This is a genomic window from Tropicibacter oceani (assembly GCF_029958925.1).
In the GTDB taxonomy this organism is placed as follows: domain Bacteria; phylum Pseudomonadota; class Alphaproteobacteria; order Rhodobacterales; family Rhodobacteraceae; genus Pacificoceanicola; species Pacificoceanicola oceani.
Genome location: NZ_CP124616.1, coordinates 1,370,607 through 1,385,897, shown reverse-complemented (window position 1 = coordinate 1,385,897; position 15,291 = coordinate 1,370,607). Strand labels below are relative to the sequence as shown.

Below are 15,291 nucleotides of genomic sequence, written 5' to 3'. Positions count from 1 at the left end.
CTGGCCCCTCACCATGCCATTTGCGACATCCCCTTGGCCTGAATGGAAAAACGCCCCCACCATGCGGCAGGGGCGTTTCGATGATGTCAGGTGAATGGAGTTTCAGCTTGGAACTCCATCCCGCCTCAAGGTCACTCGCGGCTTTCGGGCGTGTCGACGATCAGGGTGTCGAACTCGTCCCCACCGACCACGTCAGCGGCCATGTCGGGCGCAGCCAGAGCGGCGGCGGCCTCGGCTTCTTCGCGGCGTGCTTCGATCACGACGTTGTCACGCTGCTGCGCGATGTGGCGCATGTCCTGCGTGGCACCACCGGTGCCCGCCGGGATCAGACGACCCACGATGACGTTTTCCTTCAGACCGACCAGCTTGTCTTTCTTGCCCTGCACCGATGCCTCGGTGAGAACGCGGGTGGTTTCCTGGAACGAGGCCGCCGAGATGAACGACCGGGTCTGCAGCGACGCCTTGGTGATGCCCAGCAGGATCGGTTCGCCCTTGGCAGGACGCCCGCCCTTCTTCTCGGACTTCTCGTTGGCAAGGTCGAATTCAGCCTTGTCGACGTGTTCGCCCTTGAGCAACGTGGTGTCGCCGCTGTCGAGGATTTCCCACTTTTGCAGCATCTGGCGAACGATCACTTCGACGTGCTTGTCGTTGATCTTCACACCCTGCAGTCGATAGACGTCCTGGACCTCGTCGATCATGTAGTTTGCCAGCGCCTCGATCCCCATGATCGACAGAATGTCGTGCGGGGCCGGGTTGCCGTCCATGATGTAGTCGCCCTTCTGGATGAAGTCGCCTTCGCCCACCGGGATGTGCTTGCCCTTGGGGATCATGTATTCCCGCGGTTCAAGGCTCTCGTCGGTCGGCTCGATGGTGATGCGGCGCTTGTTCTTGTAGTCCTTGCCAAAGCGCACATAGCCGTCGATTTCCGCGATGATCGCGTGATCCTTGGGACGACGGGCTTCGAACAGTTCGGCCACACGCGGCAGACCACCGGTGATGTCCTTGGTCTTGGCGCCTTCGCGCGGGATACGCGCCACAACGTCACCGGCCTTGACCTCTTGCCCGTCTTCACAGGAAAGGATCGCGTCCACCGACATGGTGTAGGTGATCGGGTTGCCCTGATCATTGCGCACCGGCTCGCCGTCGGCATCCATCAGGATGATCTCGGGCTTGAGCTCGTTGCCCTTGGGGGCCGCGCGCCAGTCGATCACGATCTTCTGGGTCATGCCTGTGGCATCGTCCGTCTCTTCGCGCACGGCAAGGCCGTTCACGAGGTCGACGTGCTTGGCGATACCATCCTTCTCGGCGATGATCGGAAGCGTGTAGGGGTCCCATTCAAACAGCTTGTCGCCGCGGGCAACGGTTGCACCCTCTTTGACAAACAGCTTGGCACCGTAGCCGATCTTGTGGCTCGACAGTTCCTCGTCCTGATCGCTCATGATCAACAGGGTCATGTTGCGGTTCATGACGATCTGCTCGCCCGCGGCGTTTTCGATGGTCGCGGGGTTCGCGAACACGATCTTGCCGGCGTGGCTGGCTTCGAGGAAAGACCGCGACGAACCCTGCGCAACGCCGCCCATGTGGAAGGTCCGCATGGTCAGCTGCGTGCCGGGTTCACCGATCGACTGCGCCGCGATGATGCCGACGGCTTCGCCGGTGTTCACCTTGGTGCCGCGAGCCAGGTCACGACCATAGCAGGTGGCGCAGACGCCCTCTTCGGCTTCGCAGGTCAGCGGGCTGCGGATGCGCATGGACTGCACGCCCGCCTCTTCGATCGCGTCCGCCATGCGTTCGTCGATCAACTGACCCTGCTTGACGATCACGTCTTCGGTGCCCGGAACGCAGACGTCGTCCGCGGCCACACGGCCCAGAACGCGTTCACCGATCGAGGACACGACTTCGCCGTCGTTCACCGCCGCTTCGGCGGTGATGGCGCGGTCGGTGCCGCAATCGTCCAGACGCACGATGCAGTCCTGCGCGACGTCCACCAGACGGCGGGTCAGATACCCCGAGTTCGCCGTCTTCAGAGCCGTGTCGGACAGACCCTTGCGGGCGCCGTGGGTCGAGTTGAAGTATTCAAGAACGGTCAGACCTTCCTTGAAGTTAGAGATGATCGGCGTTTCGATGATGTCGCCGTTCGGCTTGGCCATCAGGCCGCGCATCCCGCCCAGCTGCTTCATCTGGGTGACCGAGCCACGCGCACCGGAGTGGGCCATCATGTAGACCGAGTTCGGCTCCATTTCTGACCCGTCCGCATCGCGGCGCTCGGCCGAGATGGTGGCCATCATGGCTTCGGTAACCTTGTCGTTACACTTGGACCAGGCATCGACAACCTTGTTGTACTTTTCGCCCTGAGTGATCAGGCCGTCCATGTACTGCTGTTCGAAATCCTTCACCTGGTCGCGGGTTTCCTCGACGATCGGCCATTTGCTTTCGGGGATGACCATGTCATCCTTGCCGAAGGAAATGCCCGCCTTGAAGGCCTCGCGGAAGCCCATGGTCATGATCTGGTCACAGAAGATGACCGACTCTTTCTGACCGCAATACCGGTAAACGGTGTCGATGACCCGCTGCACGTCTTTCTTGCGCAGCAGCTGGTTGACCAGGTCGAAAGGCGCCTTGGCGTTCATCGGCAGAAGCGCACCCAGACGGACACGGCCCGGCGTGGTTTCGAAACGCTTGACGATTTCGTTGCCTTCGTCGTCGATCTGACGGACGCGGGCCTGGATCTTGGCGTGCAGGTGCACTTCGCCGGCGGTCAGGGCGTGCTCGACCTCTTCGATGGACGAGAAGATCATGCCTTCGCCCTTCATGCCTTCGCGCATGATGGTGACGTAGTACAGACCAAGGATCATGTCCTGCGACGGAACGATGATCGGCGCGCCGTTGGCGGGCGACAGAACGTTGTTCGTCGACATCATCAGAACGCGCGCTTCCAACTGGGCCTCAAGGCTCAGCGGGACGTGAACGGCCATCTGGTCGCCGTCAAAGTCGGCGTTGAAGGCCGAACAGACCAGCGGGTGCAGCTGGATGGCCTTGCCTTCGATCAGCGTGGGTTCAAAGGCCTGGATACCCAGACGGTGCAGCGTCGGCGCACGGTTCAGCATGACCGGGTGTTCGCGGATCACCTCGTCGAGGATGTCCCAAACCTCGGGGCGCTCTTTTTCGACCAGCTTCTTCGCCTGCTTCACGGTGCTGGACAGGCCCTTGGCCTCCAGTCGCGAATAGATGAAGGGCTTGAACAGTTCGAGCGCCATCTTCTTGGGCAGGCCGCACTGGTGCAGCTTGAGTTCCGGACCGGTCACGATGACCGAACGGCCCGAAAAGTCGACGCGCTTGCCCAAAAGGTTCTGACGGAAGCGACCCTGCTTGCCCTTGAGCATGTCAGAGAGCGACTTCAGCGGACGCTTGTTGGCGCCCGTGATGACGCGGCCGCGACGACCGTTGTCAAACAGCGCGTCCACGGATTCCTGAAGCATCCGCTTTTCGTTGCGGACGATGATATCGGGCGCGCGCAGCTCGATCAGCCGCTTGAGGCGGTTGTTCCGGTTGATCACACGGCGATACAGATCGTTCAGGTCAGAGGTCGCAAAACGGCCGCCATCCAGCGGCACCAGCGGACGCAGTTCCGGCGGGATCACGGGGATCACGGTCAGAACCATCCATTCCGGGCGGTTGCCGGATTCCAGGAAGCTCTCAACCACCTTCAGGCGCTTGATGATCTTCTTGGGCTTCAGCTCGCCGGTGGCCTCTTTGAGGTCGGCGCGCAGGTTTTCTGCCTCGGCCTCAAGGTCGATGGCCGCCAGCATTTCGCGGATCGCTTCGGCGCCAATGTTGGCGGTGAAGGCGTCCATGCCGTACTGGTCCTGCGCGTCGAGGAATTCCTCTTCGTTCAGCATCTGGCCATAGGTCAGGTCGGTCAGACCGGGTTCGATCACCACGTAGTTTTCAAAGTACAGCACGCGTTCCAGATCGCGCAGCGTCATGTCCAGCATCAGGCCAATGCGCGAGGGCAGCGACTTGAGGAACCAGATATGGGCGCAGGGGGCGGCCAGTTCGATGTGGCCCATACGCTCGCGGCGGACCTTTTGCAGCGTGACTTCGACGCCGCATTTTTCGCAGACGACGCCGCGATATTTCATGCGCTTGTATTTGCCGCACAGGCATTCGTAATCCTTGATCGGGCCAAAGATACGCGCGCAGAACAGACCGTCACGCTCGGGCTTGAACGTGCGGTAGTTGATGGTTTCCGGCTTCTTGATCTCGCCGAAGGACCACGAAAGGATCCGTTCGGGGGAAGCAAGCGAGACCTTGATCTCGTCGAATGTCTTAACCGGTGCAACAGGGTTGAACGGATTGTTGGTCAGTTCCTGGTTCATGTGTTCCTCACAAATTCAGAGGGAAGCGGGGGAGGCGCAGGATGGGTCAGGACCCATCCTGCCGTGAGTGTCGGCGGCGGGCGCCTTACTCATCCTCCTCCGCATCCAGGAGTTCCATGTTGAGGCCCAGACCGCGGACCTCTTTGACGAGAACGTTGAAGGATTCCGGCACGCCGGCTTCAAAGTTGTCCTCACCCTTGACGATGCTTTCATAGACCTTGGTCCGGCCTGCCACGTCGTCCGATTTCACCGTCAGCATTTCCTGCAGGGTGTAGGCGGCGCCGTACGCTTCCAGAGCCCAGACCTCCATTTCCCCGAAACGCTGGCCGCCGAACTGCGCCTTACCACCCAGCGGCTGCTGCGTGACAAGCGAGTACGGTCCGGTGGAACGGGCGTGGATCTTGTCGTCGACAAGGTGGTGCAGCTTGAGCAGGTACTTGACTCCCACCGTCACCTTGCGGCTGAACTGATCGCCGGTGCGGCCATCGTACAGAACCGACTGACCCGAGGTGTCGAAACCGGCCCGCTTGAGCGAGTCGTTCACGTCCGCCTCTTTGGCGCCGTCAAAGACCGGGGTCGCGATCGGCACACCCTTGGTCACGTTCGAAGCCGCTTCGACAAGCGTGTCTTCGTCCATGCCCTTGATGCCCTCTTCATAGACCTCGTCGCCATAGGCGATGCGCATGGCTTCGCGGATCGGCGTCAGGTCGCCGGTGCGGCGATAGTCCTGCAGCGCCTCGTCGATTTCCAGACCCAGCGCACGCGCGGCCCAACCCATGTGGGTTTCAAGGATCTGACCGACGTTCATGCGCGACGGCACGCCCAGCGGGTTCAGACAGAAATCCACCGGGGTCCCGTCCGCAAGGAACGGCATGTCCTCGATCGGCACAACGCGGGAAATGACGCCCTTGTTGCCGTGACGGCCGGCCATCTTGTCGCCCGGCTGAAGCTTGCGCTTCACGGCGATGAAGACCTTGACCATCTTCATCACGCCCGGGGGCAGATCGTCGCCGCGGCGGACCTTTTCGACCTTGTCCTCGAAACGGGCATCCAAAGCGCGCTTTTGCACTTCGTACTGCTCGTGCAGGGCCTCGACATGCTTGGCGTCCTGCTCTTCGCCCAGGGCCAGCTGCCACCACTGACCGCGGGTCAGGCTGCTCAGCAGGTCCTCGTTGATTTCCGAGTTCGGCTTGACGCCTTTCGGGCCCTTTACCGCGACCTTGCCTTCGATCATCGAACGCAGACGCGCATAGATGTTGCGGTCAAGGATCGCCAGCTCGTCGTCGCGGTCGCGCGCCAGGCTTTCGATCTCTTCACGCTCGATCTGCAGCGCACGTTCGTCTTTTTCCACGCCATGGCGGTTAAAGACGCGCACTTCGACAACCGTGCCGTAATCACCGGGCTTCACACGCAGCGAGGTGTCGCGCACGTCCGATGCCTTTTCACCAAAGATGGCGCGCAGAAGCTTTTCTTCCGGCGTCATCGGGCTTTCGCCCTTCGGGGTGATCTTGCCGACAAGGATATCGCCCGGCTCGACGTCCGCGCCGATATAGACGATGCCCGCTTCGTCGAGGTTGCGCAGGGCTTCCTCGCCGACGTTGGGGATGTCGCGGGTGATTTCCTCGGGCCCAAGCTTGGTGTCACGGGCGGCCACTTCGAATTCCTCGATGTGGACGCTGGTGAACACGTCATCGCGGGCGATGCGTTCCGAGATCAGGATCGAGTCTTCGTAGTTGTAGCCGTTCCAGGGCATGAAGGCGACGATGACGTTCTTGCCCAGGGCCAGTTCGCCCATGTCGGTCGACGGACCGTCGGCAATCACTTCGCCCTTCTGAACCGTGTCACCCACCTTCACCAGAGGCTTCTGGTTGATACAGGTGTTCTGGTTCGAACGCTGGAATTTGCGCATGCGGTAAATGTCGACGCCCGCATCGCCCAATTCCAGATCTTCGGTGGCCCGGATCACGATACGCTGCGCATCGACCTGGTCGATGATGCCCGCACGCTTGGCCATGACGGCCGCGCCGGAATCGCGCGCCACGATTTCCTCGATGCCGGTGCCGACCAGCGGCGCTTCCGAGCGCAGGGTCGGAACCGCCTGACGTTGCATGTTCGAACCCATCAGGGCGCGGTTGGCGTCGTCGTTTTCAAGGAAGGGGATCAGCGATGCCGCGACCGAAACCAGCTGCTTGGGCGACACGTCGATCAGATCGACGCTTTCGCTGGGCGACAGGGTGTAGTCACCGGATTTCCGGGTGCTGACCAGATCGTTGACGAACTTGCCGTCCTCGTCCAGCGATGCGTTGGCCTGTGCCACGGTGTGGCGCATTTCCTCGGTCGCGGACATGTAATGCACTTCGTCGGTGACCTGACGATCCTTGACCACGCGGTACGGGGTTTCAATGAAACCGTACTTGTTCACGCGGGCAAAGGTGGCGAGGCTGTTGATAAGACCGATGTTCGGGCCTTCCGGCGTTTCAATCGGGCACATCCGGCCATAGTGCGTCGGGTGCACGTCGCGCACCTCAAAGCCAGCGCGTTCGCGGGTCAGACCGCCCGGCCCAAGCGCCGACAGGCGACGCTTGTGCGTCACTTCGGACAGCGGGTTGGTCTGGTCCATGAACTGCGACAGCTGGGACGAACCGAAGAATTCGCGCACTGCGGCGGCCGCCGGCTTGGCGTTGATCAGGTCCTGCGGCATGACAGTGTCGATCTCGACGCTGGACATGCGTTCCTTGATCGCACGCTCCATGCGCAGCAGGCCAACACGGTACTGGTTTTCCATCAATTCGCCGACCGAACGTACCCGGCGGTTGCCAAGGTGGTCGATGTCGTCGATGTCGCCGCGGCCGTCGCGCAGGTCGACCAGGGCCTTGATGCAGGCCACGATGTCGTCACGGTCCAGCGTGCGCTGAGTGTCTTCCTTGTCCAGCGCAAGACGCATGTTCATCTTGACGCGGCCAACGGCGGACAGGTCATAACGCTCGCTGTCAAAGAACAGCGTGTCGAACAGGGCCGACGCGGCTTCGACGGTGGGCGGCTCGCCCGGGCGCATGACGCGGTAGATGTCCATGAGCGCGGTATCGCGGCCCATGTTCTTGTCCAGCGCCATGGTGTTGCGCATGTAGGGGCCGACGTTGACGTTGTCGATGTCCAGGACCGGGATCTCGGTCACACCGGCGTCGACCAGCTCCTTGAGCGTGCCACCGGTGACGTCGCCGTCCTTGTCCACTTCCCAGGTCAGCTCATCGCCAGCCTCGACGTAGATCGCGCCGGTTTCCTCGTTGATGATGTCCTTGGCGGCATACTTGCCGACGATCGCCTCGAAGGGCACCAGCAGGTTCTTGACCTTGGCGTCGTCGATCAGCTTTTTCACCGCGCGCGGCGTGACCTTCTTGCCGGCTTCGGCGATCACTTCGCCGCTGTCGGCGTCGACCAGATCATAGGTCGGGCGGGTGCCGCGCACACGCTCGGGGAAGAACTTGGTCGCCCAACCTTCACCTTTGCGCAGCTCGTAGGTCACCGTGTCGTAATAGGCGTCCATGATCGCCTCTTGGTCCAGACCAAGAGCGTACAGAAGCGTCGTCACCGGCAGCTTGCGGCGGCGGTCGATCCGGGCAAAGACGATGTCCTTGGCGTCGAATTCAAAGTCCAGCCACGACCCGCGGTAGGGAATGATGCGGCAGGCGAACAGCAGCTTGCCCGACGAATGGGTCTTGCCCTTGTCGTGGTCAAAGAACACGCCCGGCGAACGGTGCATCTGGGAAACGATCACACGTTCGGTCCCGTTCACGACAAAGGTGCCGTTCGGGGTCATCAGGGGCATATCGCCCATAAAGACGTCTTGTTCCTTGATATCCTTGACGGATTTCGCGCCGGTATCTTCGTCGATATCGAACACGATCAGACGCAGGGTGACCTTCAGCGGGGCGCTGTAGGTCATGTCGCGCTGCATGCACTCTTCGACGTCATACTTGGGCTTTTCGAGGTCGTAATCGACGAACTCGAGAATGGCGGTTTCGTTGAAGTCCTTGATCGGGAAAACCGACTGGAAGACGCCTTTGATACCTTCCCCGTCCATCGGCTTGGGCTGGTCACCCGAGTCTAGGAAAAGCTTGTAGGAAGATTTCTGAACCTCAATGAGGTTCGGCATTTCAAGCACTTCGCGGATCTTGCCGTAGTACCGGCGAAGACGTTTCTGTCCGAGGAAGCTTTGCGCCATGTAGGGGCCACCCTTTTCTTTTCTCTGCCTGGATGGCGCGGCTGTCGGGCCACAGCGTGCCATCTCGTCAGTGACGATACGAACTTTGGTCCATTCTCGACGGGCGTCCCACCGCCTGTCTCTCGATCCATGTTCCTATCTTGGAAAGATCCTCCGCAGAGGAGCTTGCCAAGCACAGGACTGTGCGGGCCGGGTATTTCCCCATCTCGCAGCACGCCGGGTCATGTTTTCTGGATGATTTGACCTATTTGGGTGCGGCAGTCAGGGATTTCAACGATGTCTCGGCGCACCTCGCAGTCTGCAACAGACAAAAAGCGGCTTCGAATCGCTCGAACCCGCAGGAGACTTCCGAATATTCTGTGAACATAAAGAACGCAAGTCCCCCAAGGGGAGCTTTGCGTAATTTCTACGTTCACGCAGAATGACAAAAACCGCGGAGAAGGTCAAGCATTCGCTTGGATTCCGACGCCGCCGCCCTGCCTGATCGGGCAGCCCCACGGACTGGGATATGACGCGTGCCGCACCCTGCCCCGAAAACGAAACAAGCGCCCCCAAAAGGGAGCGCTTGCCAGGTAAAACAGCCCGAAGGCCGGAATTACTTGAGTTCGACTTCGGCGCCAGCTTCTTCAAGCTGCTTCTTGAGCGCTTCGGCTTCGTCCTTGGAAACGCCTTCCTTGACAGCCTTGCCGCCGGCTTCGACCAGCTCTTTGGCTTCTTTCAGGCCCAGGCCGGTGATGCCGCGGACTTCTTTGATCACGTTGATCTTCTTGTCGCCAGCGGACTTGAGGATCACGTCGAATTCGGTTTGCTCTTCGGCAGCCGGGCCAGCTTCTGCTGCGGGGCCTGCCATCATCACTGCGCCGCCAGCGGCGGGCTCGATGCCATACTCGTCCTTGAGGATGGTTTTCAGTTCTTGTGCTTCAAGCAGCGTCAGGTTGACGATTTGCTCAGCAAGTGCTTTCAGATCAGCCATTTTGAGACTCTTTCCGTTATACTAGATGTGTTCCAACGCGTGGGCCTGGGCCCTACGTAGATCGTTTCAGCTGCCTTACGCCGCTTCCGCCTTTTCTTCGATGGTCGAAAGGATGGAAGCGATGTTCGATGCAGGTGCGCCAATTGCGCCGGCGATGTTCGATGCGGGTGCGCCGATGCAGCCGACGATGGAGGCAATAAGCTCCTCGCGCGACGGCATTTTCGACACGGCTTCGACACCGGCCCGGTCCAGAGCCGTTCCGCCCATGTTCCCGCCGAGGATCTCAAACTTTTTGTTATCCTTGGCGAAATCCTCACACACCTTGGCGGCTGCCACGGGGTCTTCGGAATAGGTCAGAACAGTCATTCCACCCAGGAGGGACGCGATGCTTTCACAAGGCGTACCCGCGAGGGCAATCTTGGCGAGCCTGTTCTTGGCGACGCGAACCGACGTGTTCTCGGCGCGTGCGCGCCCACGAAGATCCTGCATCTCGGCAACTGTGAGACCTTCGTAGCGGCTAACCACCACGACGCCAGAGCTTTCAAAGATCTGGCCGAGTTCCTCGACCAATTTTTCTTTCTGGGCTCTATCCACAGTTTCACTCCAATCATTGGAGGGTGACCCCTCCGGCTCGTTTCAGCCGGGATATCCCGGCCAAGAGGTCCGTTCGGGTCGTCACATCACGTGGCCCGGAACACATCAGCGCCCGGAGAGATGTCTCTTCCCGCCTCAGGCAGGACTTAACGGCGCGGGGTATCTCTACCACTGGCCAGCCCACCGTCTCGGACGAAATCAAGGGCACCGACGAATCACGCAGGTGCCCTCAGACGCGGTACTAACCGGTTCTCTTGCGCTTGCCAAGCCTTTGCCGCGTGGCGGGCGACGTGAATGGCGCTATGCGGCATCCCGGCGGCCAAGGCAGCTGTCCAGCACCTGCCACAGGGCCTTTTTCGAGGCCGGTTTGGGCAGCACATGGTCCATGCCAGCGGCGTGGTATTCATCGACCTGATGGCTCAGCACATTTGCGGTCACCCCGATCACCGGGGTAGCCGGTCGCCCGCTTGCGGCCTCTTCGGCCCGGATTTCACGCGTTGCGGCGACCCCGTCCATCACTGGCATCTGGATGTCCATCAGCACCAGGTCAAAGCGCGCCTCGCGCAGCGCCGCGACCGCCTCGGCGCCGTTTTCGGCCTGCGTCACCACCGCCCCGGTCGGCTTGATGAACCGGTCAAGGATCAGGCGGTTTGTGGCATTGTCATCGACGACCAGAATGCGCATTCCGCTCAGATCGCTGGGGGCCGCGCGCGGGCTGTCGGCCTGCACCGGCTTTGGAACTTCGACCGCCGGCAAGGGCAGGACGCAGCTGAACACGGCCCCTTTGCCCAGGTCACTAGCCAGCGACAGCGTCCCGCCCATGGCGACACAAAGCTGGCGGGAAATCGTCAGGCCCAGACCAGTGCCCCCGTGCACCCGCGTGATGCTCGTATCCGCCTGGGTGAAGGGTTCAAAGATGCGTTCCTGCGCCTCGGCGGGGATTCCGGGCCCGGTGTCCCGCACCTCGATCCGGATCAAGCCTGGGTCGGCATCTACCAAAGCGCGGACAAGCACCTGGCCGGTTGGTGTGAATTTGACGGCATTGGCGATCAGGTTGTTCAGAACCTGGCGCAGCCTGCGCCCGTCGCCGCGCACCAACCCGGGGACAGAGCTGTCCGTTTCAACGCTCAGTTCCAGCCCCTTTTCCCGCGCCGACGCCGAATAAAGCGATGCCGCCGCGTTCAGCAGCGTGCGCAGATCGAAAGCATGGGCCTCGATGTGGAACTGCCCGGCCTCGACCTTGGACAGGTCCAGCACGTCGTTGATCGTCGATAGCAATAGACCGCCAGATTGTTCGATGACATCAACACAGCGTCGTTGATCCGCGTCCAGATCGGTTTCGGCCAGTTCCGTCGCCATGCTCAGGATACCGTTCAAGGGGGTGCGGATCTCATGGCTGATGTTGGCAAGGAACCGCGACTTGGCCGCGCTGGATTGGGCTGCCGCCTCGTGCAGGCGCATTTCGCGGTTCCGGTCCCGGTTCGCGCTGAAAATCTCGATCACCACGAACAGCATCAACAACCCGATCATGGCCGCGGTGACCGTGCGATAGTACAGTCCCTGCCGCCTGTCTGCGATTTGCGTGGCGTGAAGCGCCGTGTTCTTGTCGGCCATGGCCTCGGACCAGACGCTGCGCGCACGATGTGACAAGACCTGTAGCTGCCCGCGCATGCGATCGACGTCCGCATCCGACAAGGGCGCGTCGCCAAAAACCGCGGGTTCTTCCGCTTTCAGAAAGTCGCTGTAGCCCTGGATCACCTGCGCAAAGACCAACGTTCGTTCCCCGGCGGCCACCGACAGGACATCCGTCCTGCTCCACAGGATGTCAAAGCGCAAGGCAACACCCTGCTGCGTGTCATCCCCGATGGCATAAGCCAGAAGCACCCCGGACAGGCGTTCGGTTTCGTAGATCAATTCGCTGATCTTCCAAAGGGCCGAATTCACGGAATACAGCTCGGCCTCGCGGTCCGTGGCGCGCTGCTGCTCGCGGACGAACAGAATCGCCGCCAGGCTGCCCGCAAGGCATACCGCGAACACCGCACGCAGCATGCGGTTGTTGTCCCTGATCCAGGACGACAGCTTCATGCGCTAGCGAACCACCTCGATGCGGACCAGTTGCCAGATCATTTCACTGTCAAAGGGCTGGCGCTTGGCCGCATCCTCGGACAGCGGATAGACAATCCAGATCGGCCCCTTGGTTCGCACCGTCATCGGGCTGCCGTTGTGATCCAGCGCCAGTAGGACGTCGTGTTCAAAGGCGTGCGAGACCGGGATTTCGACGGTATAGTCGTTGACCGCCGAGGCCCGCAAAACCCCGTCGCTGACCCCAACAGCCTGCAACAATGACGCAAGCGTGGGGCCGGAAAAGCTCTGCTCGCCTTCTGTAAAGGAGGTAAAGGTCCGAATCTCGCGCCAATCCAAGTCTTCGAGCGCGGCGCGGTCAAAACGCATCATGCCGCCCTGTGCCGCCCCGTCGATGGCGCCGGATATTGTCAGGATTGCCGGGGACCTTGGGTTATCAAGGGCATAAGCCGGCAAGGATAAGCTGCCGACAAGGCAGGAAAGCAAAAAAGCCAGTAGGCGAAACATGACGAAACCCCGTGTTGAGACAGATGTTCCGCAGTCTTGACGCCAAATCTCTAACACAGCCTTTCGACCAACAAAAAAGGCGGACCCGAAAGGCCCGCCTTTTCCGAAAATTTGTGATCGAGGATCAGTTGCCGGTGGCGCTGCTGACGTCGACCGACACGCCCGGGCCCATCGAGGAGCTGAGCGCGATCTTCTTCATGTAGGTGCCCTTGGCGCCGGTCGGCTTGGCTGCGGAAACGGCCGCGACAAAGGCGCGGATGTTTTCGACCAGCTTGGCTTCGTCAAAGGAAACCTTGCCAACGCCAGCGTGCACGACGCCAGCCTTTTCGGCCTTGAACTGAACCTGACCGCCCTTGGCTGCCTTGACAGCCTCGGCGACGTCCATGGTCACGGTGCCGACCTTGGGGTTCGGCATCAGGTTGCGCGGGCCCAGCACTTTGCCCAGACGGCCCACGACGGGCATCATGTCCGGGGTTGCGATGCAACGGTCAAAGTCGATGGTGCCGCCCTGAACGGTTTCCATCAGGTCCTCTGCGCCAACGATGTCCGCACCAGCGGCCAGGGCTTCGTCTGCCTTGGCGCCGCGGGCGAACACGGCCACGCGCACGGTCTTGCCGGTGCCGTTCGGCAGGCCGACAACGCCGCGAACCATCTGGTCTGCGTGACGCGGGTCAACACCCAGGTTCATCGCGATTTCAACGGTCTCGTCGAACTTGGTGTTCGAGTTGCCCTTGATCAGCGCGACGGCTTCTTCGATGGTGATGTCTTCTTTGCCAGCAAAGGCTTCGCGGGCTGCGCGGGTACGTTTTCCAAGCTTTGCCATATTACTTCACCTCGATGCCCATCGAGTTGGCAGAGCCAACGATGATCTTCATTGCCGCTTCGACGTCATTCGCCGACAGGTCCTTCATCTTGGCCTCGGCGATTTCGCGCACCTGCTTGAGGGTCACGGTCGCGATGGTTTCACGGCCCGGAAGCACGGCGCCCTTGGGGCGGTTGCGCTTGCCGACCGGCTTCAGACCGGCGGCCTTTTTCAGGTAATAAGACGCGGGGGGCGTCTTGATGTCCATGGTGAAGGACTTGTCCTGATAATAGGTGATCACGGTCGGGCACGGCGCGCCGGGCTCCATTTCCTGCGTCTTGGCGTTGAACGCCTTGCAGAATTCCATGATGTTGATGCCGCGCTGACCCAGGGCGGGGCCCACGGGCGGCGACGGGTTGGCTTTGCCTGCAGGGATCTGCAGCTTCATCTTGCCAGCAAGCTTCTTGGCCATTGGCTTTCTCCTTTACAACACCCCGCGAACGCGTTCTTGGGGCCGGTTTGTTGCGTGGTCAGGTCCGGATTTCGCGAAACCCTCGCCTCCCACGTTTCGGGGTCCGTGCGACTCGCAGCGGCCAACCGAAGCCCGGCGCATAGCCCAGCTTTGACCGGCGATCAACCCCGCATGGCGGAAAGCCTGCGGTTTTGGCGGTTTCGTGACGCGCCCTCCCCGGCTCAACGCTTGCCCAGAAGTTTTGGCCAAAACCGCGCCAGGCGGCTTTTCCGGTGCCACGTGTCCCGTCCGACATCAAACAGCCAGTCCGGAACGTCATTGCGCGTCAACTCGAACAAAGGCTTGCCCTCGATACTGGCCACACGAACCGGAAAATTGCTGCGCAGCGAGGCCGCATCGGTACTGTCAAACAGCCGCAGCGGTCCCTTGTCGGTCTGAATCCAAAGCGAGCCGCGGTCATAACCCTGCTCCCGCTCCCAAAAGGCAAAGCGATACTCGTAGCCATGTGCGCGCAGGGCCGCCTGATGCCGGCGTGTCAACCACCCGACAGGGTCGTTCGGCCCGGTCCAACTGGTGTCCGGCCACTCGGGTGAATAGCGTGCAAATGCCTGAGTTTCTGTGATCCGCGTGGCCCAATACACGTCAAACGTCTCTTGGCTGACGCCCTCAAGATTGAACAACGCGGAAATTTCGGCCTCCACATACTGCGAGGGCAATCCTGCGTCCTTGAAAACGGCAATCGAGGCTGCCTGCCGTTCAGCGCAGGCCTGCTCGAACGCGCCGCGATCATGCATCCTATAGTATCCGCCTTCGCCGTCGGGCATAAACTCATCCAGATCGTCGTCTTCGTTGGGATCGACCTTTTCAACCTGGATGGTGCGCAGAAACGCCTCCTGGTCTTGCCAAAGATCCGCGACGCGCGCATAGCCCAGGGCGCGGAAAGCTGCCAAAGGGCTCCAGCCGTCAAAATTTCCATGCAGCCTGTCGTGCAACAATGCCCACCAACTGTCCCAAGCAGTCGGGAGGCACTCGGACCCAAGCGCGGTTATCGCGGTCGCATGCATGTCTCTGTCTTGCAGCCGTTCAATTGCCGCCTCATCGACATCCACGCCGAAATAGTCACGAGTCAGTGCGATACAGGCCAGATCCTGCCGCATCTTTCCGTGGTCGCCAAGAGCGGCCTCCCGGACAATCAGCGCTTCTTTTGTCATGGACTTAGTCAACTCGCACAGCTTCGGAACATGTCAACCGGGTCGCCTT

At 61.0% G+C, this 15,291-nt stretch carries 9 protein-coding genes; all 9 read right to left on the bottom strand.

Annotation, left to right across the window (positions count from 1 at the left end):
* Nucleotides 1-131 precede the first annotated feature (131 nt).
* Nucleotides 132-4,379 (bottom strand): DNA-directed RNA polymerase subunit beta', encoded by a 4,248-nt coding sequence (gene rpoC / locus QF118_RS06595; protein WP_282301839.1) that lies wholly within the window; start codon nucleotides 4,377-4,379, stop codon nucleotides 132-134.
* 85 nt (nucleotides 4,380-4,464) lie between these two features.
* Nucleotides 4,465-8,601 carry a DNA-directed RNA polymerase subunit beta gene (rpoB, locus tag QF118_RS06590; RefSeq protein WP_282301838.1) on the bottom strand — a complete coding sequence of 1,379 codons (4,137 nt, stop codon included), beginning with the start codon at nucleotides 8,599-8,601 and terminating at the stop codon, nucleotides 4,465-4,467.
* Between the two features lie 595 nt (nucleotides 8,602-9,196).
* Nucleotides 9,197-9,574: a 50S ribosomal protein L7/L12 gene (rplL, locus tag QF118_RS06585; RefSeq protein WP_282301837.1), complete on the bottom strand. Its 378-nt coding sequence runs from the start codon at nucleotides 9,572-9,574 to the stop codon at nucleotides 9,197-9,199.
* Between the two features lie 75 nt (nucleotides 9,575-9,649).
* Nucleotides 9,650-10,168, bottom strand: coding sequence for a 50S ribosomal protein L10 (gene rplJ, locus QF118_RS06580; protein ID WP_282301836.1), 519 nt, complete (start codon nucleotides 10,166-10,168; stop codon nucleotides 9,650-9,652).
* Between the two features lie 300 nt (nucleotides 10,169-10,468).
* Complete coding sequence (locus tag QF118_RS06575) at nucleotides 10,469-12,253, bottom strand: ATP-binding protein (RefSeq protein ID WP_282301835.1); 1,785 nt, start codon at nucleotides 12,251-12,253, stop codon at nucleotides 10,469-10,471.
* Between the two features lie 3 nt (nucleotides 12,254-12,256).
* Nucleotides 12,257-12,757 carry a putative pterin-binding protein gene (locus tag QF118_RS06570; protein ID WP_282301834.1) on the bottom strand — a complete coding sequence of 167 codons (501 nt, stop codon included), beginning with the start codon at nucleotides 12,755-12,757 and terminating at the stop codon, nucleotides 12,257-12,259.
* Between the two features lie 124 nt (nucleotides 12,758-12,881).
* Complete coding sequence (rplA, locus tag QF118_RS06565; RefSeq protein WP_282301833.1) at nucleotides 12,882-13,580, bottom strand: 50S ribosomal protein L1; 699 nt, start codon at nucleotides 13,578-13,580, stop codon at nucleotides 12,882-12,884.
* 1 nt (nucleotide 13,581) lies between these two features.
* Entirely contained in the window at nucleotides 13,582-14,031 is a 450-nt protein-coding gene (rplK, locus tag QF118_RS06560; RefSeq protein ID WP_282301832.1) for a 50S ribosomal protein L11, read from the bottom strand.
* A 221-nt stretch (nucleotides 14,032-14,252) separates the two neighbouring features.
* Nucleotides 14,253-15,242, bottom strand: a complete 990-nt coding sequence (locus QF118_RS06555) for a hypothetical protein (RefSeq protein ID WP_282301831.1) — start codon at nucleotides 15,240-15,242, stop codon at nucleotides 14,253-14,255.
* Between the last annotated feature and the right edge of the window lie 49 nt (nucleotides 15,243-15,291).